The organism is Streptomyces sediminimaris (assembly GCF_047049295.1).
Taxonomy (GTDB): Bacteria; Actinomycetota; Actinomycetes; order Streptomycetales; family Streptomycetaceae; genus Streptomyces; species Streptomyces sediminimaris.
Genome location: NZ_JBJWOT010000001.1, coordinates 3153834 through 3179653, shown reverse-complemented (window position 1 = coordinate 3179653; position 25820 = coordinate 3153834). Strand labels below are relative to the sequence as shown.

The following is a 25820-nucleotide window of genomic DNA, read 5'->3' as shown; positions in this document are numbered from 1 at the left end:
TGTCTGAGCAAGCGCTTAGACATGGGACCAGGAGGTGGCGGCGGTGCGCCGTACGGTGTTCAACGAGGACCACGAGGCGTTCCGGGAGACCATCCGGGCCTTCATCGAGGCCGAGGTCGTTCCCGTCTACGACGAGTGGTTCGCGGCCGGCCAGGCGCCGCGCGACTTCTACTACAAGCTCGGCGAGCTGGGCATCTTCGGCATCAACGTGCCCGAGGAGTTCGGCGGCGCGGGCCTGGACACCCACAAGTTCGAGGCGGTCCTGTACGAGGAGACCGCCCGCGCGGGCGTCCAGTTCGGCGGCTCCGGCGTGCACGTGCTGCTCGCCCTGCCCTACATCAAGATGCTCGCCACCGACGAGCAGAAGAAGCGCTACCTCGAGAAGTTCGTCACCGGCGAGGAGATGTGGGCCCTCGCGATGACCGAGCCGGGCACCGGCTCCGACCTCGCGGGCATGAAGACCACCGCCAGGCTCTCCGAGGACGGCACGCACTACGTCCTCAACGGCGCCAAGACCTTCATCACCGGCGGCGTCCACGCCGACCGGGTGATCGTCTGCGCCCGCACCTCCGCGCCGACCGCCGAGGACCGCCGCTTCGGCATCTCCCTCTTCGCCGTCGACACCAAGTCCGAGGGCTACTCCGTCGGCCGCAAGCTGGACAAGCTCGGCCTGAAGACCTCCGACACCGCCGAGCTGGCGTTCGTCGACGTGAAGGTCCCGGTCGAGGACCTGCTCGGCGAGGAGAACAAGGGCTTCTACTACCTCGGCCACAACCTCGCCTCCGAGCGCTGGGGCATCGCCTTCGGCGCCTACGCGCAGGCCAAGGCCGCGGTGCGGTTCGCCAAGGAGTACGTCCAGGAGCGCACCGTCTTCGGCAAGACCGTCGCGTCCTTCCAGAACACCAAGTTCGAGCTGGCCGCCTGCCAGGCCGAGGTGGACGCCGCCGAGGCCGTCGCCGACCGCGCCCTGGAGGCGCTGGACGCGGGCGAGCTGACCCCCGCCGAGGCCGCGAGCGCCAAGCTGTTCTGCACCGAGGTCGCGCACCGCGTCATCGACCGCTGCCTCCAGCTGCACGGCGGCTACGGCTTCATGAACGAGTACCCCATCGCCCGTCTGTACGCCGACAACCGGGTCAACCGCATCTACGGCGGCACCAGCGAGATCATGAAGACGATCATCGCCAAGGACATGGGCCTGTAGGACCCGCGGAACCCGAGAAAACGACTGGCGGGTACAACTGTCTGCCATGAGCGAGGCACTACAGGATCTCCTCGATCTGCTCGACCTGGAGCAGATCGAGGAGAACATCTTCCGCGGCCGGTCCCGGTCCGCCGTCGTCCCGCGCGTCTTCGGCGGGCAGGTGGCGGCCCAGGCGCTGGTCGCCGCCGGGCGCACGGTCCCGGCGGACCGGCACGCCCACTCCCTGCACGCGTACTTCCTGCGCCCCGGGGACCCGGGGGCGCCGATCGTCTACGACGTCGACCGCATCCGTGACGGCCGCTCCTTCACCACCCGCCGCGTGGTCGCCGTCCAGCACGGCAAGCCGATCTTCCACCTCTCGGCGTCCTTCCAGACGGACGAGGAGGGCCTGGACCACCAGGCCCCGATGCCACCCGCGCCCGACCCGGCCACGCTGCCCACCTCCCAGGAACGGCTGCGCGGCTACGACCACCTCGACGCGACGGTGGTGGAGAAGTTCCTCCAGGCGCGCGAGGCCGTCGACCTGCGCTACGTCGAGGAGCCGCCGTTCGGCAGGTTCGGCGAGCCGCGCGAGGCGCACTCCCAGGTGTGGTTCCGCACCAACGGCAAGCTGGAGGGCGCCATCGACGCGCCCCTCCTCCACGTCGTCCTGGCCACTTACGTCTCCGACATGACCCTGCTCGACTCGGTGCTGCTCGCGCACGGCCGCGGCGGCTGGGCGGTGGGGGACGTGGTCGGGGCCTCGCTCGACCACGCCATGTGGTTCCACCGTCCCTTCCGCGCCGACGAGTGGCTGCTGTACGACCAGGAGTCGCCGTCGGCCCACGGCGGGCGCGGGCTCGGCCAGGCCCGCATCTACACCCAGGACGGGCAGCTCGCCATCTCGGTCATCCAGGAAGGTCTGGTCCGCGTTCCCCGGGAACCCTGAGAGGCATGAGCCCTGCAGAGGAGGGCGGCGGCGAGAGCACCTCCACGGTCGTCGTCGCCGCCGTCGCCAATCTCGGGATCGCCGTCGCCAAGGCGGTCGCCGGAATCATCAGCGGTTCCAGCGCCATGCTCTCCGAGGCCGCGCACTCGGTCGCCGACACGGTCACCGAGATCCTGCTGCTGACCGCCCTCAAACGCAGCGCGAAACCCGCCGACGAGGAACACCCGCTCGGCTACGGGCCCGAGCGCTACATCTGGGCGCTGCTCGCCGCCGTCGCCACCTTCGTCGGCGGCGCGGTCTTCTCCCTCTACGACGGCATCCACACCCTGGCAGCGGGCGAGGAGCCCGGCGATCCGCTGCTGTCGTACGGCGTCCTGCTGATCGCCTTCCTGCTGGAGGGCTTCTCGCTGCGGACCGGGGTGCGCCAGGCGCGCGGCGAGGCCCGCCGGGTCCGCAGGCCCTTCCTGCGCTATCTGCGCCACACCCCCGACACCGCCGTGAAGGCCGTCGTCCTGGAGGACTCGGCCGCGCTCATCGGCCTGATGCTGGCCGCCGGCGGACTGCTCGGCGGGCAGCTCACCGGGTCCGGTGTCTGGGACGCCGTCGCCTCGCTGCTGATCGGCCTGCTGCTGCTCGTTGTCGCCTGGGTGCTGGGCCGGTCCAACGCCGAACTGCTCATCGGGCGCCCGCTGCCCAGGTCGGTACGGGAGCGGATCCGGGCCGAGCTGCTGGACGTGGAGCACGTCGAGGCGGTACTGGAACTGACGACGCTCGTGCAGGGGCCGCGGGAGGCCCTGGTGGCCGCCAAGATCGACTTCCGGGACCGGTCGACGGCGGCGCAGATCGAGGGGGCCTGCGAGCGCGCCGAACGGCGGCTGCGCTCGGCGTTCCCGGCCGTGACCAGGGTGTACCTGGACCCGACACCGGGCTTCACCCCTCGGCACCCGGAGGACTGAGCCCCTGCCGTGAGCGGTGGCGGGGGCGGCCGCGCCGGGCGGGCGGGGCGCGGAGGCCCGGGATCAGCGTGACCGGGGGCGCCCGCGCCGTACGCGCCCCTCACCTTCGTCGTAGAGCCCGGTCGCCGGTGGCAGTTCGCCGGTCGCCGGACTCCGGACGTCAGCCACCGGTTGCCGGTGGCCGGACTCCGGACGTCAGCCGCCGGTTGCCGGACGTAAGCCGCCGGTTGCCGGTTGCCGGACGTAAGCCGCCGGTTGCCGGTCGCCGGACGTAAGCCGCCGGTTGCTGATTGCCGGACGTAAGCCGCCGGTCGCCGGACGCCGGTCCGTCGGTCGCCCGCGGCTCAGTCGAGCCCCGCCTCCGCCAGCAGGTACGCCGTCATCGGGTCGTAGTGCCGCGGGCTGACGACGTGGTCGTCCAGGGGGACGACGACCTGGACGGTGCCCTCCGCCTCCGCCAGGAACAGCGCCGGGTCGTTGCAGTCGGCGTAGCCGACGGAGTCGACGCCGTGCTGCCCGGCGTAGCCCGCCCAGCCGTGGTCGGCGACGACCAGGTCGGGCAGCGGCCGGCCGGAGTTCCCCAGGGCCGTGAGGACGGCCTTCATCGGCTCGCCGGAGTGCGTGTGCCACAGGGACGCGCCGTGCTCCAGCACGCCGACGTCCGCGAGCTGCCAGACGTAGCCCTCCTCCGTCTGGAGCCCCTCCGGGATCACGACGATCTCGCAGCCGGCCGCCCGCAGCGCGGCGGCCGTGGCGCGGTGCACGTCGAGCAGGCCGCCCGGGTGGCCGGTCGCGAACAGCACCCGCTGGCGCCCCTCGGCCGCCTTGCGCAGCCGGGCCGCCATCCGCTCCAGGGCGTCGACGGTCAGCTCGGGGTCGATGGTGTCCTGGCCGTACCGGTACTCGGGGTCGTCGTTCACGCCCACCCGCTCCGCCATCACGGCGAGCACGTCCTGCTCGTCCCGCCAGCGGTCGCCGAGCTCCAGGCCGAGCCAGTAGTGGCGGTCGCCGTTCGCCAGCTTGCGGTAGTGGCTGAGATTGTTCTCGCGGGGCGTCGCCACGTCGCCCGCGATGCGGGTCCGCAGGAGATGGTCGACGAGCTCGGCGCGGCTGGGTGTCCCGGGTATCGGCATGCAGTCCATTGTGGTGCAGGCGCCTGTGCGCGTCCCTGGCGTCCCGCGCGCTGGGACGCGGCTCACGTACTCATCGTCCTGGGCGTTCGTACTCATGGCCGGACCGCGAACGGCCGTGTCCCGAGCCGGGCGACCGCCGTGGCCCGCCGTGGCCGGACGGGATCAGACGGGGCCCACCCCGCTGCCGGAGCGCGAACCGCAGCTCCGTGTCCCGAGCCGGGCGGACGCCGTCGCCGGACCGGGCCTACCCCTGCCGCAGCGCGAACCACAGCTCCATGCGTACGTCCGGGTCGTCCAGGTCGGCGTCGAGGAGCGCGGCGCAGCGGGCGATGCGCTGGCGGACGGTGTTGCGGTGCACGGACAGGGCGACGGCCGTACGGTCCCAGCTGCCGTGCAGGGACAGCCAGGTGCGCAGCGTCTCGGTCAGCGCCGGAGCGGCCGCGACCGGCGCGAGCAGCCGGCGGGCGTGGGCCTCGGCCTCCTCGGGCGGCACCAGGCCGGCCAGGCCCTCCCGGCCGCCGTGCCGGACCAGGGGCGCGCGGGTGGCGCGGGCGCGGGCCAGCGCGCGGGCGGCCTGCGTGTCCGCGGCCGGCCACTCGTCCGGCGCCGCGGCGGCGCTCACGCCCAGCGTCCAGCCGGGCTGCGCGGCCGGTTCGCGATCGGCCGGCACGAGGACGCGTACGACGTCCCCCGCCAGGTCGACCAGCGGGGAGCCGAGGGCCGCGCCCAGCGCGGAGGCGGCCACGGGGTCGGGGGAGTGCGCGTCGGGCCGGGCGTGCACCACGAGCCGGCGCCCGGGGCCGAGGAGCGGGGCCACGTCGGCCGGCGCCGCGCCCAGCAGCAGCCGCACCAGCGCGGAGGACCGGGCCGCGCCGGTGCCGCTGTGCTGCTCGCCGGTGAGCAGTGTGAGCAGGACGGCGGCGACGGAGGCGATGGTGTGGTCTCCGGGGTCGCGCCTGGGCGCGGCGACCCCGAGCACGAAGCCCTGTCCGGTGCCGAGGGCGTAGGCGGCGAGGTGGGTGCCGGCCTCGTCGCCGGTGGCGGACGCGGGGGTTCCAGGGCCGGAGGGGCGCAGGACGTCCGCGAGTGCGGCGAGCGCCGCCCCGGTGCCGGCCCCGGCGGGTCGGCCCGCGGACGCGATCCGCGCCCCGTCCGGCCCGTACAGCACCGCCCATCCGCCCACCCGCCGGGCCAGCTGCCGCAGCACGGAGGCCACCGGGTCCGGGCGGGCGGCCGCCGCGGCGAGGCTCTGCTGGGCCTCGGCGACCCGGCGCAGCTCCGCGAGCCGGGCCCGCGCCATCAGCTGCCAGACCGCGCGGGCCACGCCGGAGAACGTGGTCCGCGGCGGGACCTCCAGCAGCGGGAGCCCCCGTGCCTCGCAGGCCGTGACCAGGGCGGGCGGCACCGTGTCGAAGACGGGCGCCACGCCGAAGCCGACGGCGGCGGCGCCCGCGGCGGCGATCCGCTCCACATAGCCGTCGAAATAGCCGTCGACGTGGCCGCCCTGATCCGCTCCCTGCGGGACGTGCACGCCGGCCGTCAGCAGCAGCTCGCCGCCCAGCAGATACGGGTAGGGGTCGGCCATCTCCGAGGTGTGCACCCAGTGGATCACGGTGCCGGGGCCGGACGGCCCGCGATCTGCCGCAGGGCCAGGTCCTCACGGGCCAGGAGCGAGGCGAGGGGCACCGGTGGAGTAGGGGGGACCGGGGCATCGGGCACGATGTGCGTTCCCTCCGTTCGCCGCCGTACGAATGGATGAAACGTACACTTCGCATCCGCCTCCCGGCCACCTAGGGTCGGTGCTCAGCAGGGCCGGACAAGAAGTACGGCACATCGCTCCACAGGCGACGAGGCGCAGGAAAGAAGGCAGCACCCCATGAGCAGCAACGAGACGCCGCGCGGACCCGTCGACTCCTCCCGCACACCGCGGTACGCCGGGCCCGCCACCTTCGCCCGGCTGCCCCGCCTCGACGAGGTCGGCCGTACCGACGTCGCCGTCGTGGGCGTTCCGTTCGACTCGGGCGTCTCCTACCGGCCGGGCGCCCGCTTCGGCGGCAACGCCATCCGCGAGGCGTCCCGGCTGCTGCGGCCCTACAACCCGGCGCAGGACGCGTCGCCGTTCGCGCTGGCGCAGGTGGCGGACGCCGGGGACATCGCCGCGAACCCCTTCAACATCAACGAGGCCGTCGACACGATCGAGGCCGCCGCCGACGAGCTGCTCGGCACCGGGGCCCGCCTGATGACGCTGGGCGGCGACCACACGATCGCCCTCCCGCTGCTGCGCTCGGTCGCGAAGAGGCACGGCCCGGTCGCCCTGCTCCACTTCGACGCCCACCTCGACACCTGGGACACCTACTTCGGCGCCGCGTACACCCACGGGACGCCGTTCCGGCGCGCGGTGGAGGAGGGCGTCCTCGACACCTCCGCCCTCTCGCACGTGGGCACCCGCGGCCCGCTCTACGGCAAGCAGGACCTCACCGACGACGAGAAGATGGGCTTCGGCATCGTCACCTCGGCGGACGTCTACCGCCGCGGCGCCGACGAGGTGGCCGACCAGCTGCGGCAGCGGATCGGCGACCGCCCCCTCTACGTCTCGATCGACATCGACTGCCTGGACCCGGCGCACGCGCCCGGCACCGGCACCCCCGAGGCGGGCGGCATGACCTCCCGCGAGCTGCTGGAGATCCTGCGCGGCCTCGCGTCGTGCAACCTGGTCTCGGCGGACGTCGTGGAGGTGGCGCCCGCGTACGATCACGCGGAGATCACGTCGGTGGCCGCGTCCCACACGGCGTACGAACTGACCACCATCATGACCCGCCAGATCGCGGAGGCCCGCGCGAAGTGACCCACGACCACGACCTGGAACCGAGTCCGACGCCGGCCCGGACGGAGGCCGCGCTGAATCCTCCGCCGGGGCGCACCGGCGGAGACCTGGTCGTGGAGACGCTCGCCGGGCTCGGCGCGACGACGGTCTTCGGCCTGCCCGGCCAGCACGCTCTCGGCGTCTTCGATGCCCTGCGCCGCTCGGACCTGCGCTACGTCGGCCTGCGGGTGGAGAACAACGCCGGCTTCGCCGCGGACGCCTACGGCCGTGTCACCGGCGAGGCGGCCCCGCTGCTGCTGTCGACGGGGCCGGGCGCGCTGATGTCCCTGGCGGCGCTCCAGGAGGCGCGCGCCGCCTCCGCCCCCGTCCTGGCGATCAGCAGCCAGGTCCCGACGCCGGGCCTGGGCGGCGGCCGGCACGGCTACCTCCACGAACTCCCCGGCCAGGCGGCCTCGTTCCGCGGCGTGGTGAAGTCCGTCCACACCGTCCGCGCCCAGTCGCAGATCCCCTCGGCGATCGCGGAGGCCTGGAAGTCGGCCCTGAGCGCCCCGCACGGCCCGGTGTGGGTGGAGATCCCGCAGGACGTGCTGCTCGCCGGGGCGCGCCTGCCGGTGGTGACCGCGGTCGACGCCACCCCGGACGAGCTGCCGCCGCGCCCCGAACTCACCGCGGTGGCGGCCGACCTGCTGTCGCGCGCGGAGCGGCCCGCGATCATCGCGGGCGGGGGAGTGGTACGGGCGGACGCCGCGGGCAAGCTGCGGCGGCTGGCGGAGAAGCTCGCCGCTCCCGTCGTGACGACCTTCGGCGGCAAGGGCGCGTTCCCCTGGGAGCACCCCCTCTCCCTCCGCTCCTGGCTGGAGGACCGCCACACCACGGACTTCCTCGAGGACGCGGACGTCCTGCTGGTGGTCGGCTCGGGCCTGGGCGAACTCTCCTCGAACTACCACACGTTCAGGCCCCGCGGCCGGGTGATCCAGATCGAGGCGGACCTCGGCAAACTGGAGTCCAACCACCCGGCGCTCGGCATCCACGCGGACGCGCGGCTCGCGCTGCAGGCACTGCTGGAGACGGTCACCGAGCGCGCGGACCCGACGGCTCCGGAGCGCGTACGGACGCTGCTCGCGAAGGTCGCCGACCGCATCTCCGCCCAGGAACTCACCCTGGAACAGGACGTGCTGGCCGCGGTCCGCCGGGCCCTGCCGGCCGGCTCCCCGTCCTTCTGGGACATGACGATCCTCGCGTACTGGGCCTGGTCCGCCTTCGACGCCAAGGCGCCCAACACCATGCACTCGGCCCAGGGCGCCGGCGGCCTCGGCTACGCCTTCCCGGCCGCCCTGGGCGCGGCGGTCGCCGACCCCACCCGCCCCGTCCTCGCGGTCTCCGGCGACGGCGGCGCCCTGTACTCCGTCGCCGAACTGGCCACGGCCCGCCAGCACGACCTCGACGTCACCTGGCTGATCGTCGACGACGGCGGCTACGGCATCCTGCGCGAGTACATGACGGATGCCTTCGGCGAGGCGCCGGGGACGGCAGCGGCAACGGCAACGGAGCTGACGCGACCGGACTTCGTGGCGCTGGCGGAGTCGTTCGGAGTGCCGGGGGTGCGGACGACCCCGGAAACCCTGTCGGACGACCTGTCGAAGGCACTGGCGTCACCCGGCCCCGCGGTGGTGCTGCTACCGGCGGTGCTGCGGATGTTCGCGCCCACCCATCGGGGCTCGGACTGATCACCCGATCGGCTGTCCCCGGTGGCCTTCACGGGATATGTTCCGTGAGGTCGCAGGCGCCCCGGCCGGGCCGATGTCAGATGCGGCCCTTACCCTGACCCCGGAGAGGAGGACAGCGTGCTGCTGAGATTCCGCGTCGCGAACGTACGGTCCCTGCGAGATGAGCAGGACGCCGAGCGGCGAGCGTCTCGGGTGAGGGCCGGATGAATCGCGGTGGTGAGCGGTCAGGCGGACAGGCGGCCGTTCTTGACCGCTGTGATGAACGACGTCCAGCCGGCTGACGGGAAGACCAACGCGGGCCCTTGAGGCACCTTGGAGTCGCGGACAGGGACACCGGCGGGGTAGTTGTCCAGGACCTCCAGGCAGCTGCCGCCTTCGCTGCCGCTGTAGGAAGACTTCCGCCACCCATTCAGTGCGGCAGCGTTCGAGATGATCGGTTCAGTCATGTCGTCCGTAATCCTTTGCTGTCGCCCTCAGCAGGGCCAGTGACTCCTTGAGTGGCAGTGCGTCGCTCAGTGCAAGATCGTAACGGCCTTGCAGTTCCTGAACCATGGCCGGGGAGTCGTGCACCTTCCCCATGCGAACCCCCTCGCTGTATGCCACCGGCGGCTGATCGTCGAACCACATCAGCGTCAGCATGCTCTCCAGCAAGGGGTGGAACCCCAAGGAGCGCGGTAGTACATGCACGCGGACCCGGCCTGACTCTGCCAGCCTGACGATGTGCATGATCTGCTCAGCCATGATCTCGGGGCCGCCGATAGGCCGGTCCAGGACGCCTTGGTCCAGAAGCACCCACACTACTGGTGACACGGGATCCTCAAGGATCTTCGCCCGCTCCAGCCGTGTGACAACGAGCCTGTCACATTCCTCTTCACCCACAGGAGGGTAGGAGGGGCCCAGGACCGAACGCGCGTACCTTTCCGTCTGGAGGATGCCGGGCACGAAGGAGAGAGCGAACTCGCGGATCTCGACAGCCTGTTGTTCGAGTGCGTGGGCCGCTTCAAAGTGCTTTGCGACCGCGCTGTCGTCGTCCGGCAGGAAGCTGCTCAACACATCACCCGTGTTCAGGGCCCTGTCGAGGCGTCTTGCGTCCTCCTTGGAGGGGGTGCGCCGGCCCGCTTCGATGTGCGCGATGTGCGAACGGGTCATCACGGCTGCCGTCGCCAGCTCCTGCTGTGTCAGCCCTGCCGACTCGCGCTGCGCCTTCAACCACTCCCCATAGATGTTGCTCACCGTCAACTCCCGTGTGACAGATGCGTTGTCACCTCTGACCCCCTGGCGAGCCTAGCCCGGCCCGTCTCACTCTGTATGCGGATCGCTACTCAGCGATGTCCATGCGCGTCGACCTGCCCTCGGGCATGGAAGACCCCCGCGACCGTCCTCGAAACGGCCCGGGGGCATGGCCCTCAACTGCAATGGAGTTGAAGACGTGCTGCACCATATCGTCCGCCTCGTCGAGCCGCTGCTGCGGCTGCTGTGGCCCGCCGCCGGGCGTCACCGGCACTGGGTCGCCGGAGGGGCGCCGCTCGCCTCCGCGCCCGCTGCCCCCACCGCATCAAACCGCCGCCCCTTTCCGCACGAAGCCCCCCTCCGCGGCGAGGACTCCCGACTCGTCCGCCCCTACCTCCTCGCCCACGAACAACGCGAGCGCACCAAGCAACAGCGTGCCCGCCGCCGAGCCCTCTGGCTCGCCGTGCACGGCGTCGACGTAGGGCCATGGCGCATTCACGGCGTCGAAGTCGGCTCGCGCCGAATCCAGGGCGCCGAGGGAGCCGCCGCGTGATCTACGAGGGCCACGACGTTGCCGCCACCACAGTCAGCCGGCCCCGTCTCCTCCCCTGGTCCAACCTGGACGGCAACCCCTGCTATCTCGTCACCGACAGCACCGGCACCAGCCATCTCTCCCGCATCGCCGACAACGTCGAAGCCGTCCAGCTCGACATGGCCGACGACCTCCTCGGCCACGCCGTCGATCTCCTTGGTGACACGAAGGCCACCGCGCCTCAACTCCGTTTCCTCGCGGCTCGATTGACCGAGTCACTGCACGACGTGCACCGCATCGCCCGGAGCAGAGGAGCCCGCCTCCTCGAGTCCCGCAAAGACCAAGCCCCCGACGCCGCCGCCCCTCAGGAGGATCCCGGCACCTGACCCGCCCGCTCCCGCCGAGCGCGCGGACGTACCGCCACAAAGCCCCGTACGTCCGCGCGCTCAGCCACAGAGCTGCCCGGCGGCTTCAAGGCCCAGGCCGCGGCCGTCAGCCGGAAGGCGGCTGTGCATCGCTGACTACCAGATCGCGTCCACCCACTCCGGGTGGTCGATGAACGGGTTCCGGTTGTGCTGGTAGGTGTTGTAGATGACGTTGTTGCGGTTCTCCTCGAAGGAGTCCGGCGGGTCCTCGTCGTTCCACTGCTTGAGGACCGAGAGCCTGCCGATGTACGGGCTGGAGCCGTTGTTGACCTTGTCGTCGGGCTCCAGGTCCGCGAAACCGTCGTCGCCCTCGTAGCGGACGGCCATGTAGAGGATCATGCGGGCCACGTCGCCCTTGACGGCGTCGCGCGGCTCGAAGGAGTCCGAGTCGACCCTGCTGCCGCCGCTGTTGGTGAAGACGGAGCCGCCCTCGTCGAAGTCGAGGTTGCCGCGCTTGGCGTTGACCGCCACGTCCGCTGGGCGGATGTGGTGCAGGTCGGTGCCGGGGCCGGTCGAGGTGCCGAAGTCGCCGTGGGACTTGGCCCACACGTGCTCGCGGTTCCAGTCGCCGCTGTCGCCGCCGTTGAGCGACTTGCTGCGGGAGATGCCCGAGTACAGAAGGATCACGTTGCCGCTGTTGTTCGGGTCCTGGTCGGTGACCTTCAGCGCGTTCCAGAGTGCCGAGTACGACAGCTTCGTCACGCCGGAGCTGATGATGGTGTGCAGGGACGACTTCAGGCTCGTGCCCGTCTTGCCGACCGCGTTCTTGTAGTACGTCGAGTCGTACGCGGTCGTCGTGGCGGCGGCCGGAGTGGCCGTCAGCGCCGGGGCCGTGAAGCCCACCATCACGGCTGCGGTGGCCAGTGCCACCGACTTCCATCGCCGTACGCGTGTCGCCAGCATAAAGGTTGTCCCATCTACACGGGTTGATTGAAGGCGGCAACAGGGAGAGTGACATGGACATGCGGGCCTGTCGATGAACTGGACGTTAAAAACGGCTCCCGACCGGGTGGTCGGGAGCCGTTCTCAGAGATCGCCGTGCGTCAGCCGACGTCGGACGGGTCCAGCCGGTAGAGGGACGACGAGTTCGTGCCCGACGCCGAGGAGGACGACGTCGAACTCTTGCTGTACGCGCTCTCCTTGACCGCCGTGCCGTGCTTCTTCACCCAGTTCGACACCTCGGTGCTGAGACTGTTGCCGCCGCCGGGGCCGCCCATGCCGCCGCCGGTCTGGACGTAGTGCAGCTTGCCCTTCTTCACGAGCTCCTCGAGCTTGGCGACCGTCATCGCCTTGTCGGAGCCGGTGAAGCCGAACATGGAGATGACGGGGGACCTGGCGCTCAGCTCGATCTGCGCGGCGCTCTGCGAGTTGGACACCGCCAGCAGCCACTCGGCACCGTCCTGGTGCTTCTTCAGGTACGAGATGAGCTCGTTGTCCGCGCCGCCCATGCCGCCGGGACCGCCGCCCATGCCGCCGAAGCCGCCGCGCCGTCCGGCCTCACGGGTACCGCCCGGTGCTGTACCGCCCATCTCGCCGGCGCCGCCGGGAGTCCGGCTGTTGCCGTTGCCCTGCTGGGGGAGCTCGCCGTTCCCGCCGCCCGGCGTCATCCGGCCGCCGCCGGGCATCTCGCCGTTCTGCCCCTGCTGGGTGCCGCCCGGCGTCTCGCCGCCGGGGAAGCCCCCGGCCTGGCTGTTCCGGCCGCTCTGCCCGGTGCCGCCGGGAATCTCGCCGCCGCCCGGGAAGCCGCCCCGGTTGCCGCCACCGCCGGGTCCGCCGAAGCCGCCGCCCGTGGAGGGGCCGGCCGTCGGGTTGGTACCGCCCATGCCGCCGCCCATGCCGCCACCGGTGCTGCCGAAGGGCTCCGAGGCGGCGTACGCCGTCGGGCCCGCGAGGGCGGCGACCGCGGCCGCCGCCACGGAGGCCGCCAGCAGGCGGGCCCGGTTCCCGGACCGCAAGAGCAGCATGCCCACGATGCCGGCGACCGTCAGGACGCCGATCGTCGGCCACAGCCAGGTGTTCCATCCCGACGCGCGGCGCAGCAGGACGATCGCCCAGATGCCGGTGACGCCGAAGGCGACGGGCAGGACCCACGCCCACCGCTTGTCGCGGCGGAACGCGTCCAGCAGCATCACGCCACCGCCGCCGCACAGCGCCGCGATGCCCGGGGCGAGCGCGGTCGTGTAGTACGGGTGCATGGTGCCCTGGGCGGTCGCGAAGATGACGTAGTGCAGGACGGTCCAGTCGCCCCACAGGACCAGCGCCATCCGCCTGAGGTCGGTGCGCGGGGCCCGCCCGCAGAGCACCAGGCCGCCGACGAGGGCGATCGCCGAGAAGGGCAGCAGCCAGGAGATCTGGCCGCCGAGGATGTCGTTGAACATGCGGCCCAGGCCCGCGGAGCCGGAGAAGCCGCCGCCTCCGCCCCTGCCGCCTCCGCCGTTGCCCTCGCCGCCGAAGACGCGGCCGAGACCGTCGTAGCCCATGATCAGGTCCCAGGCGGAACCGTCCGTCGAGCCGCCGATGTACGGCCGGTCGGCGGCCGGGACCAGGGAGACCGCGATCGCCCACCAGAAGCTGGAGACGGCCAGCACGACGGCGGCCGGCAGCAGGTTGACGATCCGCTTCGCCCAGGGGGCCTTCGAGGCGTAGACGTAGAGCGCGAAGACGGCCGGGAGGGCGATCCAGCCCGCGAGCAGTTTGGTGTTGAAGGCCAGACCGAAGCAGGCCGCCGAGCCGAGCAGCGGCAGCAGCTTCTCGTCACGGGTGGCGCGCAGCGCGAGGGCCGCGCCCGCCACCATGAGGAACACCAGGAGCGTGTCCGGGTTGTTGTCGCGGTTGATGGCGACGGTGATCGGGGTCAGCGCCAGCACCAGCGCGGCGACGGCCGCCGCGGCATGGCCCCACACCCGCTTCACGGAGGAGTGCAGGATCCAGATCGTGGCGAGCGCGGCCGCGATCTGGGGCGCCATCATCTGCCAGGTGCCGAAGCCGAAGATCCGGCAGGACAGGCCCATGACCATGGTCGCGAACGGCGGTTTGTCGACGGTCAGGAAGTTGCCGGGGTCCAGCGAACCGAAGAACCAGGCCTTCCAGCTCTTCGTGCCGGCCCAGATGGCACCGCTGTAGAAGGTGTTCATGCCGGACCCGGACAGGTTCCAGGCGTAGAGGACCGCCGCCAGGACGAGGATCGCGATCAGGGCGGGCAGCGACCAGCGCGGGGCCCTGTCGGGCGGTGCCGCAGGTGGGGCCGGCGGCGGCCAGTCGGCGGACACGGGCTCGGTGTGGGGGTGCGGATCGGTGGCAGATGTCACCCACGCATCGTGGGTCGGCGGAGTGAGCGCGAGCTGTGCCGGACCTGGCCCCCGCCTGTGAATGCGCGAAGCGCGCGGTGGCGGCCACCGGTGCGGCCCCGCTCCCTCCTGCGGCCTCCGCCCCCCGCCCCGCCCCTGTGCGGTCTCCGCCCCGGCCCCGTCCCGCGGTGGCGCCCGGGGGCGGAGGGATGAAATCCGGTTCCTCGCGCGTTGGTGCCTTCCGGTAGATCAGGCAGATCAGGCAGATCACGTCACCGACGGAGGGCACCCGCGTGAGTACGCAACGGGGATGGGTACGGCGACTGGCGGGATACGCGTGGCGTCATCCCAGGGACGTCGTCCTGGCCCTGGGATCGTCCCTGGCCGGCATGGCGGTCATGGCGCTGGTCCCGCTGGTCACCAAGGTGATCATCGACGACGTGATCGGCGACCACAGCCGCGCCATGGCCCCCTGGGCGGGCGTCCTGATCGGCGCGGCCGTCGCCGTCTACGTCCTCACCTACATCCGCCGCTACTACGGCGGCCGCCTCGCCCTCGACGTCCAGCACGACCTGCGGACGGAGATGTTCGAGACGATCACCCGGCTGGACGGCCGCCGCCAGGACGAGCTGTCCACCGGCCAGGTCGTCGGCCGCGCCACCAGCGACCTGCAGCTGATCCAGGGACTGCTCTTCATGCTCCCGATGACCATCGGGAACCTGCTGCTCTTCCTGGTCTCCCTGGTGATCATGGCGTGGCTGTCCCTGCCGCTCACCCTGGTCGCCCTCGCCGTGGCACCCGCCCTGTGGTGGATCGCCCGGCGCAGCCGCGCCAAGCTGCACCCCGCCACCTGGTACGCCCAGGCCCAGGCCGCCGCCGTCGCGGGCGTGGTCGACGGCGCCGTCAGCGGCGTACGCGTGGTGAAGGGCTTCGGGCAGGAGGACCAGGAGACGGGCAAGCTCCGGGAGGTCGGGCGCCGGCTGTACGCCGGGCGGCTGCGCACCATACGCCTGAACAGCACGTACACCCCGGCCCTGCAGGCGGTGCCCGCCCTCGGCCAGGTGGCCATGCTCGCGCTCGGCGGCTGGCTGGCGGTGCGCGGGCACATCACCCTCGGCACCTTCGTCGCCTTCTCCTCCTACCTCGCCCAGCTGGTCGGCCCGGTCCGGATGCTCGCCATGGTGCTCACCGTCGGGCAGCAGGCGCGGGCGGGCACCGAACGCGTCCTGGAGCTGATCGACACCGAGCCGACGATGACGGACGGCACCAAGGACCTCCCCGCCGACGCGCCGGCCACGGTCGAGTTCGACGACGTGTCCTTCGGCTACCAGAGCGCCCCGGGCACGACCAGGCCGGTGCTGGACGGGCTCAGCTTCGAGATCCGCCCCGGCGAGACCCTGGCCGTCGTCGGCTCCTCCGGCTCCGGCAAGTCGACGGTCTCGCTCCTGCTCCCCCGCTTCTACGACGTCACCCGCGGCGCCGTCCTGGTCGGCGGCCACGACGTCCGCGAGCTCACTCTCGACTCGCTGCGGGCCGCGATCGGCCTGGTCCCGGAGGACTCCTTCCTCTTCTCGGACACGGTCCGGTCCAACATCGCCTACGGCCGCCCCGACGCGAGTGACGAGCAGATCGTGACCGCCGCCCGGGCCGCCCAGGCGGACCGTTTCATCAGGGAGCTCCCGGAGGGCTACGACACCAAGGTCGGCGAGCACGGCCTGACCCTCTCCGGCGGCCAGCGCCAGCGCGTCGCGCTCGCCCGCGCGATCCTCGCCGACCCGCGGCTGCTGGTGCTCGACGACGCCACCTCCGCCGTGGACGCGCGCGTCGAGCACGAGATCCACGAGGCGCTGAGGCAGGTCATGGAGGGCCGTACCACCCTGCTCATCGCGCATCGCCGCTCCACCCTCGGCCTCGCCGACCGCATCGCCGTGCTCGACGCCGGGCGGCTCGCCGACATCGGCACCCACGAGGAGCTTGAGGAACGCTCGGCCCTCTACCGACGGCTGCTCACCGACCCGGACGAGCTGGGCGGCGTCTCGCCCGGCCACGCCCAGCCCGCGTGCCCGCCGGAGGACACCTCCGTCCGCGCGGAGCTGGACGCCGAGTTCGACGCCGAGCGCGGGGTCACCCCGCGGCTGTGGACCGGCGACCGCGCGCCCAGGGACACCGCGCTGGAGGGCATGCCGGCCACTCCCGGCCTCCTCGCCCAGGTGGACGCGCTCCCCCCGGCGACCGACACCCCGGACGTCGACGAGGCGCGGGCGGTGCGGCCGGAGGAGTCGTACGGACTGAGGCGTCTGCTGCGTGGCTTCGGGCTCCCCCTGCTCGTCAGCCTGGGGCTGGTCGCCGTGGACGCGGGCATGGGTCTGGCGCTGCCCGTCCTGATCCGGCACGGCATCGACCAGGGCGTCACCAGGGCGGCCCTCGGCGCGGTCTGGTCGGCCTCGCTGCTGGGGCTGCTCGCGGTGCTGGCGCAGTGGGCGGCGCAGCGGGGCGAGACCCGGATGACCGGGCGCACCGGTGAGCGGGTGCTGTACGCCCTGCGGCTGAAGATCTTCGCCCAGCTCCAGCGGCTCGGGCTCGACTACTACGAGCGGGAGCTGACCGGCCGGATCATGACCCGGATGACGACGGACGTGGACGCGCTGTCGACGTTCCTGCAGACGGGGCTGGTCACGGCCTTCGTCTCCGTCGTCACCTTCTTCGGCATCATGGTCGCCCTGCTGGTGATCGACGTGCAGCTGGCGCTCGTCGTCTTCGCGACCCTGCCGCCGCTGTTCCTCGCGACGTTCTTCTTCCGGCGGGCGAGCGTGAAGGCCTACGAACTGGCCCGTGAGCGGGTGTCGGTGGTCAACGCCGACCTCCAGGAGTCGGTGTCCGGGCTGCGGATCGTGCAGGCGTTCCGGCGCGAGCGCGACGGCGGGCGGCGGTTCGCGGAGCGCAGCGACAGCTACCGGCGGGCGCGGATCCGCGGCCAGTTCCTGATCTCGGTCTACTTCCCCTTCGTGCAGCTGCTGTCCTCCGTGGCCGCGGCGGCCGTGCTGATCGCGGGGGCGGGACGGATCGAGGACGCCACCCTCACCACCGGCGCGCTGGTGGCCTACCTGCTCTACATCGACCTGTTCTTCGCCCCGGTCCAGCAGCTCTCCCAGGTCTTCGACGGCTACCAGCAGGCCACCGTCTCGCTGGGCCGCATCCAGGAACTGCTGCGGGAGAAGACCTCCACCGAGGCCGCCGGCGCACCGCGCGAGGTGCCCTCCCTGCGCGGCGAGGTCGCCTTCGAGGACGTGCACTTCGCCTACGGATCCGCCGAGGAGGCAGCGGGGGAGGAGGCGCTCGGCGGTATCGACCTGCGCGTTCCGGCGGGGCAGACGGTCGCGTTCGTCGGCGAGACCGGCGCGGGCAAGTCGACCCTCGTCAAGCTCGTGGCGCGGTTCTACGACCCGACCCGCGGCCGGGTGACGGTCGACGGCCAGGACCTGCGGACGCTGGACATCACCGCCTACCGCCACCGGCTCGGCGTGGTCCCGCAGGAGGCGTACCTCTTCCCGGGCACCGTCCGCGACGCCATCGCCTACGGCCGCCCGGACGCCACCGACGCCGAGGTCGAGGCGGCGGCCCGCGCGGTCGGCGCGCACGAGATGATCGCCACGCTCGACGGCGGCTACCTCCACGAGGTCGCCGAACGCGGCCGCAACCTCTCCGCCGGGCAGCGCCAGCTGATCGCGCTGGCCCGGGCGGAGCTGGTCGACCCCGACATCCTCCTCCTCGACGAGGCCACGGCCGCCCTCGACCTGGCCACGGAGGCCCAGGTCAACCGGGCGACGGACCGCCTCGCGGGCCGCCGCACCACCCTCGTGGTCGCCCACCGCCTCACCACCGCGGCCCGCGCGGACCGGGTGGTGGTCATGGACCACGGCCGCGTGGTGGAGGACGGCACCCACGAGGAACTACTGCAACAGGACGGTACCTACGCCCAGTTGTGGCGGACGTTCGTCGGGCAGGGCGAACCGGAGGAGCCGGTGGGGGTGTCCCGCTGACGCTCGTGCAACCGTCCGACACGGGTCGTGCGTCCGTACACCAGTACGCTCGATGTGTCGTGGTGCGGGAGGGACGACAGTGGACTGTGGTGCGATACGGCGGTGGGGCGCGTCGCTGCTCGCCGTGCTGACCGCCTCCGGGTTGCTGGCCGTGGCGGCCCCGCCGGCGCAGGCCGCGCCGTCGTCGTGTCCGGGCCACAGGGTCAGGACGTTCGCCTTCTCCACCGGCTCCGTGCGGGTGTACAAGAGCGGCAGCTACCTGTGCGCGCTCACCGTCGCCAGGCATCCCGGCGCCCGGCGCTCCATGATGGTCAGCCTCCAGGTGCGCGGCTTCGAACCCGTCACGGACAAGGGGCGGTTCACCCGGCACGCCGGACCGGTGCGGGCGTACGTCGGCCACCGCAAGGTACGTCTCAGGGGCTCGGTGGGCCGCGGCTCCTACGACTCCCGCGGCTGGAAGCGCTTCTGAACGAGGGGCCCGCACCGCGCCCGCCGTGCCCGGCCGTCGCTCACATCCGCCGGGCGCAGCCCACCGGCCGGTCGCCGTCCAGCCGGACGTACAGCGCCGTCCCCGCCGGGCACAGGGTGCGCCGGGCGACCGCGCTGACCACCTGGTACTGCGGCTTCCGCGTGCCGCTGCCGTCGCAGGCGGTCTCGCGGACCTGGCCGCTGCCGGAGCCGTAGACGCAGTCCCCGACGATGGTGCGGGGGCCGCCCCCGCCGCCGGGGTCGCCGGGATGCGGCGGTTCCAGGTTGCGCATGCAGGCGTAGCCCTGCGGCACCGGGGCGTCGCCGTTCTCACCGGAGGAAGGGTTCTGCGCGCTGATGCGCAGGACGAAGTCCGTGGTGGCCGGGCACCGCGGACCGTCGGCCTCCGTGCCGTCGAAGCGCGCCACGACCCGGGCCGCCGCCCGCTCACTGGTGCACGGCACCTCGGTGAAGCTCGTCGTACCGAAGGAACTGCACTCGTCGACGGCGAGGAACACCGCCCCGTACCCCGGTGACCGCGTCGCACTCGCCGTGCCGCTGCCCGTGGGGTGCCCGGCCCGGCCCGCACCGGAGGACGACAGCGTCTGGCAGCCGGTCAGCAGGGCCGCGACCACGACCAGCAGTGCGCAGACCCTCCCCACGGAACTTCGCTCACGCATCGCCGACCCCCCGGGACACCCCCATCCAGCGTGACCCGCCGCAGCGGGCGCACGCCAGACGCGCGGGAGGCTTTGGGCCGGTTGACGGGCGCACGCCTGGTGTGCGGCGTATGCGCCCTACGTCCCCACCAGTACGACAGCCCGTCCTAGCCAGTACGACAGCCCGTCCCCGCCAGTACGACAGCCCGCACCCGCTAGTACGACAGCCCGTACCCGATGGGGTAGAGCACCTGTCCCGGGGCGTCGGCCCGCTGCACCGGCACCGGCAGCCGCCCGCGCGGCCCCACCGCCCCGGCGATGACCCGCGCGGCGGCCCGCAGCTCGACGTCGGTCCAGGAGTAGGTGGCCAGGCAGGCGCGGGCGGAGGGGAGCCGGGCCACGTCGTAGGGGTTGCGGACGGCGATCGCCACCACCGGTGTCCCGGTCGCCGCCAGCTGCTCGACCAGCGTCCTCTGCGCACTGCCCGCGGTGACGTTGTAGGTGGTCACGACCACCGCGTCCGCCTCCCGGGCCGCCGCGACCGCCCGCGCGATCGTCGCGGCGGAGGGGGCGGTGCCCGTGGACAGGGCCGTGGCGCTGAAGCCGAGTTCGGTGAACGCGGCCGTGAGGACGCCGGTGGGCGGGCCCGTGGTGCCGGACGGGGAGGCCGGGTCGGCGCCCACCACGAGGAGCCTGTCGTGGGTGGCGGGCGACAGCGGCAGCAGCGGACCGTCGTTGACGAGCAGCGTCGTGGTGCGCTCGGCGATGCGGTCGGCCGCCGCGAGATGGGCGCGCGTGCCGACCGTGCGGTCCACGCCGTGACCGCTGACGTAGGGCTGCCGGAACAGCTTCAGGCGGGCCTTCAGGCGCAGGACGCGCAGGATCGACTCGTCGAGGCGCGCCTCGGTCAGCTCGCCGTCCCGCACGGCCGTCAGGACGGCGTTCCAGGCGACGGGCAGGTCGGGCGGGTTCAGCAGCTGGTCGGCGCCGGCCTTGAGGGCGAGCACGGGGACGCGGTCGTCGCCGTACTTCGTCCGCACGCCCTGCATGCCCAGGGAGTCCGTCACCACCACGCCGTCGTAGCCGAGTTCGCCGCGCAGGATGCCGGTGAGGATCGGGTGGGAGAGGGTGGCCGGGTCGCCGGAGTCGTCGAGGGCCGGGAACTGGATGTGCGCGGTCATGATCGCGTCGATGCCCGCCGCGACGGCCGCGCGGAAGGGGACGGCGTCCAGCTTCTCCCACAGCTCCCGGCTGTGGGTGATGACCGGGAAGCCGTAGTGGCTGTCGACGGCCGTGTCGCCGTGGCCGGGGAAGTGCTTGGCGGTGGCGGCGACCGACGAGCGCTGGTACCCGCCGACCTCGGCGGCCACCATCACGGCCACCGCCTCCGGATCGGCGCCGAAGGAGCGCACGCCGATGACCGGGTTGGCCGGGTTGATGTTGACGTCGGCGTCCGGGGAGTAGTCCTGGTTGATGCCGATCGCGCGCAGCTCGGCGCCGGAGATGCGGCCGAGGGTGCGGGCGTCCCGGCGGGACCCTCCCGCTCCCATCGCCATCGCGCCCGGGAAGAGCGTGGCGGGCTTGCCGACGCGGCAGACGATGCCGTGCTCCTGGTCGGTGGTGATGAGCATGGGCAGTCCGCGGGGCTGCGTGAGCGAGGCGCGCTGGATCCCGTTGGACAGATCCGCGATCTGGTGGGGGTCGCGGGTGTTGTGCGCCCAGGTGAAGTAGATGATCCCGCCCACCCGGTACTTCGCGATCAGCTCGGCGGCCGTGCGGACGCCGATCTCACTGAGGTTGGCGTCGATGTCGGCCTGGTCGGGGTCGGTGGCGGAGTGGCCGTAGACCCGCATGACGAAGAGCTGGCCGACCTTCTCCTGAAGCGTCATACGGGAGATGAGGGCGCGGAGCTTTCTGTCGTCCACGGGGGCGGCGTCCGCGGGGCTGCCGACGGCCAGGGCCGCGGTGACGCCGGCGGTGGCGGCGAGAACGGTACGTCTGGAGGGCACGTGCGCTCCTTCCGGAGAATCCGCTGAAGGAAACTTCCAAGGAGTCACCAATAACCGGGAAGTTTCTGCCAGTCAAGGGAACGCACAGGAGGCGCCGGGGGAGACCGGGAGGCCAAAAGGGGCCGCCACCGGCGCTGTTGGAGGGGGGGCGCGCCGATGGCGGCACGCTGCCGGCCGCGGTACGGCGGAGAGGGTAGGTCAGCGATCGCAGCCAGCAGCGAGGGCCGACACCGCACGGCGGAGACTCATCCGGCAGCTTGCGGGTTGGACGAACGGTAAAGGGGCCGGGTTCCCCCGTACCCGGCCCGTGCGGGAAGTCGGGGGCCGAGGGGCCGACGGGACGGGTGGGGCGCGATGTGCGGCCACCGCTCCTGCACTCTGCGTACCGCGTCTGCGATCGCGGGACGACGCGCGGGGCGGCGCCGGCGCCGGTGACACGCGGGCACGGGCAGTGGTCCATCCCGTGGACGCGCCGGCGTCGCCGGCGGCGGTCGGCCGATCATGACGGCATGCCCGTAGGGCCCGGCGCGGCGCCGGCCGCCGGCACGGAGATCAAGTCCTGCGGCGACCACCGCGTCGTGATGTCCTTCGCGGTCACCGGGCTGCGGGTGCCGGGTGTCTCCTTCGACGACCCGGGATGCGTACGGAAGACGTTGCCCGGCTTCCACGAGGCGTTCGCCCGGTTGCGGGCCGCTCTGCCCGGATAATCGTTCGACGGGTCCGGACGGGCGCGGCAGACTGCCCGGGGTGACGTTCACATCTGAAGCACCGGTGCTGCAGGGCTGGTTGGTGCGCCTGGAGCCACTGGCCCACCGGCACGCGGCCGACCTCGCGGTCGCGGCGGAGGAGAACCGGAGCACCTACGGCCTCACCTGGGTGCCCAGGGCGGACGAGGCCGGGCGCTACGTCGACGAGCAGCTCGCCCGGGCGGCGACGGGACGCCTGCTGCCCTACGCCCAGATCTCCCTCGCGACGGGCCGCGCGGTCGGCGCCACCTCCTACTGGGAGCCCCGGTGCTGGCGGGCCGACGGCCGGCTCGACGCCGTGGAGATCGGGTTCACCTGGCTCGGCGCCTCCGCACAGGGCACGGGCATCAACGCCGAGGCCAAGCTGCTGCTGTTCCGCCACGCCTTCGAGGAGTGGGCCGTCGCCAGGGTCGACCTCAAGACCGACGCCCGCAACGAGCGCTCCCGCGCGGCCATCCAGAGCGTGGGCGCCCGCTTCGAGGGCGTACTGAGGAACTGGTCGCGTTCCTGGGCGCCGGGGGAGGAGGGCCGCCTGCGCGACTCCGCGATCTACTCGGTCACGGCCGGCGAATGGCCCGAGTGCCGGGCGCGGCTGGAGGAACGGGTGGCCCGCCTCGCCGCCCGCGGCCGACCCTCACTCGCGCAGGCCGCCGAGGAAGGCTGACCAGGTGGCCGCCGGTGTTGTCGCTGTCACTGCTCTTGAACCAGGTCACGTCGTCACCGAACGCGCCGCGAGCGCGGTCCGGCACGCCCGCCGTCCGGGCCGTCCCTTCGATGTCGCCCTGGCGCACGACGGCGGGAAGCCGATCGAGAGCGAGGTCTTCGACCGGTCGAAGCGGCACCCGTGCGTCAGCCCCCACGACCCGGACGCCACGTCGGGCCGCGGCCTGCTCCCCGCGCAGGCGCTGTGCGACGCGTGGGGCGTACGGGACCGCGAGTTCGGCAAGCCGGTCCGGGCCCGCGTCGTCGGCTGAGGGGACACCGGCTGCCAAGACGTCTGCCAGGACGTCGGCTGAGAAGGCACCAGCCGGGGAGACGTCGGACGAGACGCCGTCAGGCTACGCGCACTCGTTCAGCAACCGCGCCAGGTGCTCCCGCCCGGCCCCCAGCAGATCCTGCAGCGGCGCCGCGTCCTCGTACCAGCGCTTCTCGTACTCCCAGCACAGCCAGCCGTCCCAGCCGTTGCGCGACAGGACCTCCACGCACTCGGTCAGCGGCAGTACCCCGGCGCCGAGCGCGAGCGGGGTGGTGTCGTCGGGGGAGGCGATGTCCTTGACCTGGACGTAGCCGAGGTAGGGCGACAGGGCCGCGTACGACTCCGAGGGCTGCTCGCCGCCCAGCCAGGTGTGCATCACGTCCCACAGGGCGCCGACATGGCGGTGGCCGACCCGGCCGAGGACGCGGATGGCGTCGGCGCCGGTGCGGTGCGAGTCGTGGGTCTCGAGCAGGATGCGTACGCCGAGGTCGGCGGCGTGTTCCGCGGCTGTGCCGAGCCGCCGGGCGGCCGCGGCGTCGGCGCGCTCGGGGGTCTGCTCGGAGCCGGCGCCGGGGAAGACCCGGACGTAGGGGGCGCCGAGGTCGCGGGCCAGCTGGAGCAGGTCGCGGATCTCGTCGATCACCGGGCCGTCGTCGCCGGGCGCGGCCACGCGCGCGTACCCCGCGAGGCCCAGCAGCTCGACGCCGCCCGCCTTGAACTCGGAGGCGACGTCGGCCCGCCGGGAGGGGCCGAGGCCGGGGTGGACCGGCTCCTCGGGGTGTGCGCGCAGCTCGACGCCGTGGTAGCCGTGGGTGGCCGCGAGGCCGATCACGTCCGCGACGGGCAGGCCGGGGACGCCGAGGGTGGAGAACGCCAGTCTCATGGTCCCTACTGTCACCCCGGGGTGCCGTGCAGGTCCAGCCGCCAGTCCTGGCCGTTCAGGTCCTTTCCGAAAGATCGGTGCGGCTGCTCCCCGACGAGCACGAAACCGTGGCGCCGGTAGATCCGGCCGGCGGAGGTGAGCACGTCGTTGGTCCACAGGACGAGCTCGCGGTAGCCGACGCCGCGCGCGAAGTCGATCACCGCGCGCACCAGCCGGTCCCCGATGCCCAGGCCCCGCGCCTCGGGCTCGACCAGCAGCAGCCGCAGCCGGGCGGTGGCCGGGGCGTCGTCCCGTACGCACATCACGCAGCCCACCGGGCGGCCGTCGAGCTCGGCGATCCACACCCGCTCCAGATGCGGGTCGTGGTCCTCGGCGAAGTCGGCGACGATCCGGGCGACCAGGCCCTCGTAGTCGGCGTTCCAGCCGAACTCGGAGGCGTACAGGGCGGCGTTGCGCTGGACGATCCAGCCGAGGTCGCCGGGGGAGGGCTCGCGCAGCACGACGTCCTCGCGCGCGGGCGGGCGGTCGCCGGAGAGGATCTCGCGGACCGTGCGCATCGCCTCGGACAGCCGGGGGCGGTCGGCGGACGGCACGGCTGCCAGCAGCGCGCCGACGGACTCGTTCGCCCGCTCGGCGAGCAGCGCGGCGGTCTCCCGGCCGCGGGGGGTGAGCGTGACGCGCCGGCGCCGGGGGTCGCGCGCCGACGGCGTCCGCTCGATCAGCCCGTCCTCCTCGAACTTGTTGAGGATCCGGCTCAGGTACCCGGCGTCCAGGGAGAGCTCGGTCCGCAGGTCGGCGGCGTCCGTACGCGGCGAGTGCGCGAGCTCGTAGAGCACGCGCGACTCGGTGAGGGTGTACGGGGCGTACAGCCGGCGGCTGTAGTCGAGGGCGCCGATGACGTTCGTGTAGAAGCGGTTGAAGGCGCGGATGTCCTGGACGGTCATGAGGATCGAACCCCCGGATACTTGACTCCGTCAGAGATACCGTCGGATCCGAGACTAGAACACCCGCACCCCGCGGGCCACCCCTCGTCGGCCGGCCCTTGCCGGCTACCCCTCGTCGGCCGCCGGCCGGTAGACGTTCACCAGTACGCCGGTCTTGCCCTTCGCCGTGGAGACCAGCTCGAAGCCGCGCTTCGTGCCGTCCTCGGGGAAGATGGACTTCCCGCCGCCGAGGATCACGGGCATCTGGACGAGCTGGAGCTCGTCGACCAGACCCTCCCCGATCAGCGTCCGCACGAGGGTGGGGCTGCCCATCATCGCCAGGTCGCCGCCGGGGGCCGCGCGCAGCTCCCGGATCCGCGCGACGGCCTCGCCGCCCGCGATCCGCTCGGTGTTGTTCCAGGTCAGCTCCGAGTCGGAGAGGGTGTCGGTCACGACGTACTTCTTCAGCGCGTTCAGCCGGTCCGCGAACGGGTCCCCGGCCCGCTCGGGCCAGGCGCCCGCCATCGTCAGGTAGGTCCGCCGCCCGTACAGCAGCGCCTCGGCGTTCTCCAGCCCCGCGGCGAAGGCCGCGCCCACGACCTCCGGATCGAAGTACGGATGCGACCACCCACCGTGCGCGAACCCCCCGTCCGTGTCTTCCTGGGGGCCACCGGGCGCCTGCACGACCCCGTCCAGGCTGATGAACTCACTCACCACGATGCGCATGGATGTCTCCCTGCTTGTCCTTGTCGTCCGCTCGGGCCGCCACCCTGTCACGGCGGTCACGGCGGTCACGGCGATTACGGCAATGAAGACCGGGGCGCGGCGCGGAACTCATCGGACGACCGCCCCCTGGACGGTCACCCTGCCACG

At 72.7% G+C, this 25820-nt stretch carries 21 protein-coding genes and 2 pseudogenes; 12 read left to right on the top strand and 11 right to left on the bottom strand.

The window, feature by feature from the left end; genetic code table 11:
* Nucleotides 1-43 precede the first annotated feature (43 nt).
* The 3 genes from ACJ9NR_RS14705 to ACJ9NR_RS14695 are packed head-to-tail and all read left to right on the top strand — an operon-like array spanning nucleotide 44 to nucleotide 3085.
* Nucleotides 44-1201, top strand: a complete 1158-nt coding sequence (locus tag ACJ9NR_RS14705; protein WP_412488011.1) for an acyl-CoA dehydrogenase family protein — start codon at nucleotides 44-46, stop codon at nucleotides 1199-1201.
* Nucleotides 1202-1247: 46 nt separating this feature from the next.
* Nucleotides 1248-2129, top strand: coding sequence for an acyl-CoA thioesterase (locus ACJ9NR_RS14700; protein ID WP_412488010.1), 882 nt, complete (start codon nucleotides 1248-1250; stop codon nucleotides 2127-2129).
* A gap of 5 nt (nucleotides 2130-2134) precedes the next feature.
* Nucleotides 2135-3085, top strand: a complete 951-nt coding sequence (locus ACJ9NR_RS14695; protein WP_412488009.1) for a cation diffusion facilitator family transporter — start codon at nucleotides 2135-2137, stop codon at nucleotides 3083-3085.
* Nucleotides 3086-3429: 344 nt separating this feature from the next.
* Here the strand turns inward: ACJ9NR_RS14695 and ACJ9NR_RS14690 are convergent, their stop codons facing one another.
* Both ACJ9NR_RS14690 and ACJ9NR_RS14685 read right to left on the bottom strand, forming a co-directional pair.
* Nucleotides 3430-4218: a phosphatase gene (locus tag ACJ9NR_RS14690; protein ID WP_412488008.1), complete on the bottom strand. Its 789-nt coding sequence runs from the start codon at nucleotides 4216-4218 to the stop codon at nucleotides 3430-3432.
* A 244-nt stretch (nucleotides 4219-4462) separates the two neighbouring features.
* Nucleotides 4463-5937: pseudogene (locus ACJ9NR_RS14685) on the bottom strand (PucR family transcriptional regulator).
* A 157-nt stretch (nucleotides 5938-6094) separates the two neighbouring features.
* On the opposite strand from ACJ9NR_RS14685, the gene speB reads away from it, so the two are divergent.
* On the top strand, nucleotides 6095-7063 hold the full coding sequence (speB, locus tag ACJ9NR_RS14680; RefSeq protein WP_412488007.1) for an agmatinase: 969 nt from the start codon (nucleotides 6095-6097) through the stop codon (nucleotides 7061-7063).
* A complete protein-coding gene (locus tag ACJ9NR_RS14675) occupies nucleotides 7060-8769 on the top strand; it encodes a thiamine pyrophosphate-binding protein (protein ID WP_412488006.1) in 1710 nt (569 codons plus the stop codon). Before speB ends, ACJ9NR_RS14675 begins: the two co-directional genes overlap by 4 nt.
* A gap of 224 nt (nucleotides 8770-8993) precedes the next feature.
* On the opposite strand, the gene ACJ9NR_RS14670 is transcribed toward ACJ9NR_RS14675, so the two are convergent.
* A complete protein-coding gene (locus ACJ9NR_RS14670) occupies nucleotides 8994-9215 on the bottom strand; it encodes a DUF397 domain-containing protein (protein WP_412488005.1) in 222 nt (73 codons plus the stop codon).
* A complete protein-coding gene (locus tag ACJ9NR_RS14665) occupies nucleotides 9208-10002 on the bottom strand; it encodes a helix-turn-helix domain-containing protein (RefSeq protein WP_412488004.1) in 795 nt (264 codons plus the stop codon). The genes ACJ9NR_RS14670 and ACJ9NR_RS14665 overlap by 8 nt, the downstream gene beginning before the upstream one ends.
* Before the next feature lie 196 nt (nucleotides 10003-10198).
* On the opposite strand from ACJ9NR_RS14665, the gene ACJ9NR_RS14660 reads away from it, so the two are divergent.
* Complete coding sequence (locus ACJ9NR_RS14660; protein ID WP_412488003.1) at nucleotides 10199-10552, top strand: hypothetical protein; 354 nt, start codon at nucleotides 10199-10201, stop codon at nucleotides 10550-10552.
* A complete protein-coding gene (locus tag ACJ9NR_RS14655) occupies nucleotides 10549-10917 on the top strand; it encodes a hypothetical protein (RefSeq protein ID WP_412488002.1) in 369 nt (122 codons plus the stop codon). Before ACJ9NR_RS14660 ends, ACJ9NR_RS14655 begins: the two co-directional genes overlap by 4 nt.
* A gap of 135 nt (nucleotides 10918-11052) precedes the next feature.
* Here ACJ9NR_RS14655 and ACJ9NR_RS14650 read toward each other — a convergent pair whose 3' ends face one another.
* Nucleotides 11053-11859 (bottom strand): endonuclease I family protein, encoded by an 807-nt coding sequence (locus ACJ9NR_RS14650; protein ID WP_412488001.1) that lies wholly within the window; start codon nucleotides 11857-11859, stop codon nucleotides 11053-11055.
* 140 nt (nucleotides 11860-11999) lie between these two features.
* The gene (locus ACJ9NR_RS14645) at nucleotides 12000-14264 is read right to left on the bottom strand and encodes an ArnT family glycosyltransferase (protein ID WP_412488000.1); all 2265 of its coding nucleotides are present in this window, start codon (nucleotides 14262-14264) and stop codon (nucleotides 12000-12002) included.
* Between the two features lie 272 nt (nucleotides 14265-14536).
* Here ACJ9NR_RS14645 and ACJ9NR_RS14640 point away from each other — a divergent pair, with 272 nt between their 5' ends.
* Together ACJ9NR_RS14640 and ACJ9NR_RS14635 are read left to right on the top strand one after the other, a co-directional pair.
* Entirely contained in the window at nucleotides 14537-18283 is a 3747-nt protein-coding gene (locus ACJ9NR_RS14640; RefSeq protein ID WP_412487999.1) for an ABC transporter ATP-binding protein, read from the top strand.
* Between the two features lie 79 nt (nucleotides 18284-18362).
* The gene (locus ACJ9NR_RS14635; protein ID WP_412487998.1) at nucleotides 18363-18752 is read left to right on the top strand and encodes a hypothetical protein; all 390 of its coding nucleotides are present in this window, start codon (nucleotides 18363-18365) and stop codon (nucleotides 18750-18752) included.
* 40 nt (nucleotides 18753-18792) lie between these two features.
* On the opposite strand, the gene ACJ9NR_RS14630 is transcribed toward ACJ9NR_RS14635, so the two are convergent.
* The gene (locus tag ACJ9NR_RS14630) at nucleotides 18793-19431 is read right to left on the bottom strand and encodes an LppU/SCO3897 family protein (protein WP_412487997.1); all 639 of its coding nucleotides are present in this window, start codon (nucleotides 19429-19431) and stop codon (nucleotides 18793-18795) included.
* 194 nt (nucleotides 19432-19625) lie between these two features.
* Nucleotides 19626-21419, bottom strand: coding sequence for a glycoside hydrolase family 3 protein (locus ACJ9NR_RS14625; protein ID WP_412487996.1), 1794 nt, complete (start codon nucleotides 21417-21419; stop codon nucleotides 19626-19628).
* Nucleotides 21420-21889: 470 nt separating this feature from the next.
* On the opposite strand from ACJ9NR_RS14625, the pseudogene ACJ9NR_RS14620 reads away from it, so the two are divergent.
* The 3 genes and pseudogenes from ACJ9NR_RS14620 to ACJ9NR_RS14610 form a co-directional block, all read left to right on the top strand.
* Nucleotides 21890-22126, top strand: a pseudogene (locus tag ACJ9NR_RS14620) (carboxyvinyltransferase); the annotation flags it as partial.
* A gap of 40 nt (nucleotides 22127-22166) precedes the next feature.
* The gene (locus ACJ9NR_RS14615) at nucleotides 22167-22829 is read left to right on the top strand and encodes a GNAT family N-acetyltransferase (RefSeq protein ID WP_412487995.1); all 663 of its coding nucleotides are present in this window, start codon (nucleotides 22167-22169) and stop codon (nucleotides 22827-22829) included.
* Between the two features lie 4 nt (nucleotides 22830-22833).
* Complete coding sequence (locus ACJ9NR_RS14610; protein ID WP_412487994.1) at nucleotides 22834-23139, top strand: ATP-binding protein; 306 nt, start codon at nucleotides 22834-22836, stop codon at nucleotides 23137-23139.
* Nucleotides 23140-23223: 84 nt separating this feature from the next.
* Here the strand turns inward: ACJ9NR_RS14610 and ACJ9NR_RS14605 are convergent, their stop codons facing one another.
* The 3 genes from ACJ9NR_RS14605 to ACJ9NR_RS14595 all read right to left on the bottom strand — a co-directional run bounded on the left by ACJ9NR_RS14605 (nucleotide 23224) and on the right by ACJ9NR_RS14595 (nucleotide 25673).
* Nucleotides 23224-24024, bottom strand: a complete 801-nt coding sequence (locus ACJ9NR_RS14605; RefSeq protein WP_412487993.1) for a sugar phosphate isomerase/epimerase family protein — start codon at nucleotides 24022-24024, stop codon at nucleotides 23224-23226.
* Nucleotides 24025-24035: 11 nt separating this feature from the next.
* Nucleotides 24036-24968, bottom strand: a complete 933-nt coding sequence (locus ACJ9NR_RS14600) for a bifunctional helix-turn-helix transcriptional regulator/GNAT family N-acetyltransferase (protein ID WP_412487992.1) — start codon at nucleotides 24966-24968, stop codon at nucleotides 24036-24038.
* A 105-nt stretch (nucleotides 24969-25073) separates the two neighbouring features.
* Complete coding sequence (locus ACJ9NR_RS14595; protein ID WP_412487991.1) at nucleotides 25074-25673, bottom strand: dihydrofolate reductase family protein; 600 nt, start codon at nucleotides 25671-25673, stop codon at nucleotides 25074-25076.
* Nucleotides 25674-25820: the final 147 nt, after the last annotated feature.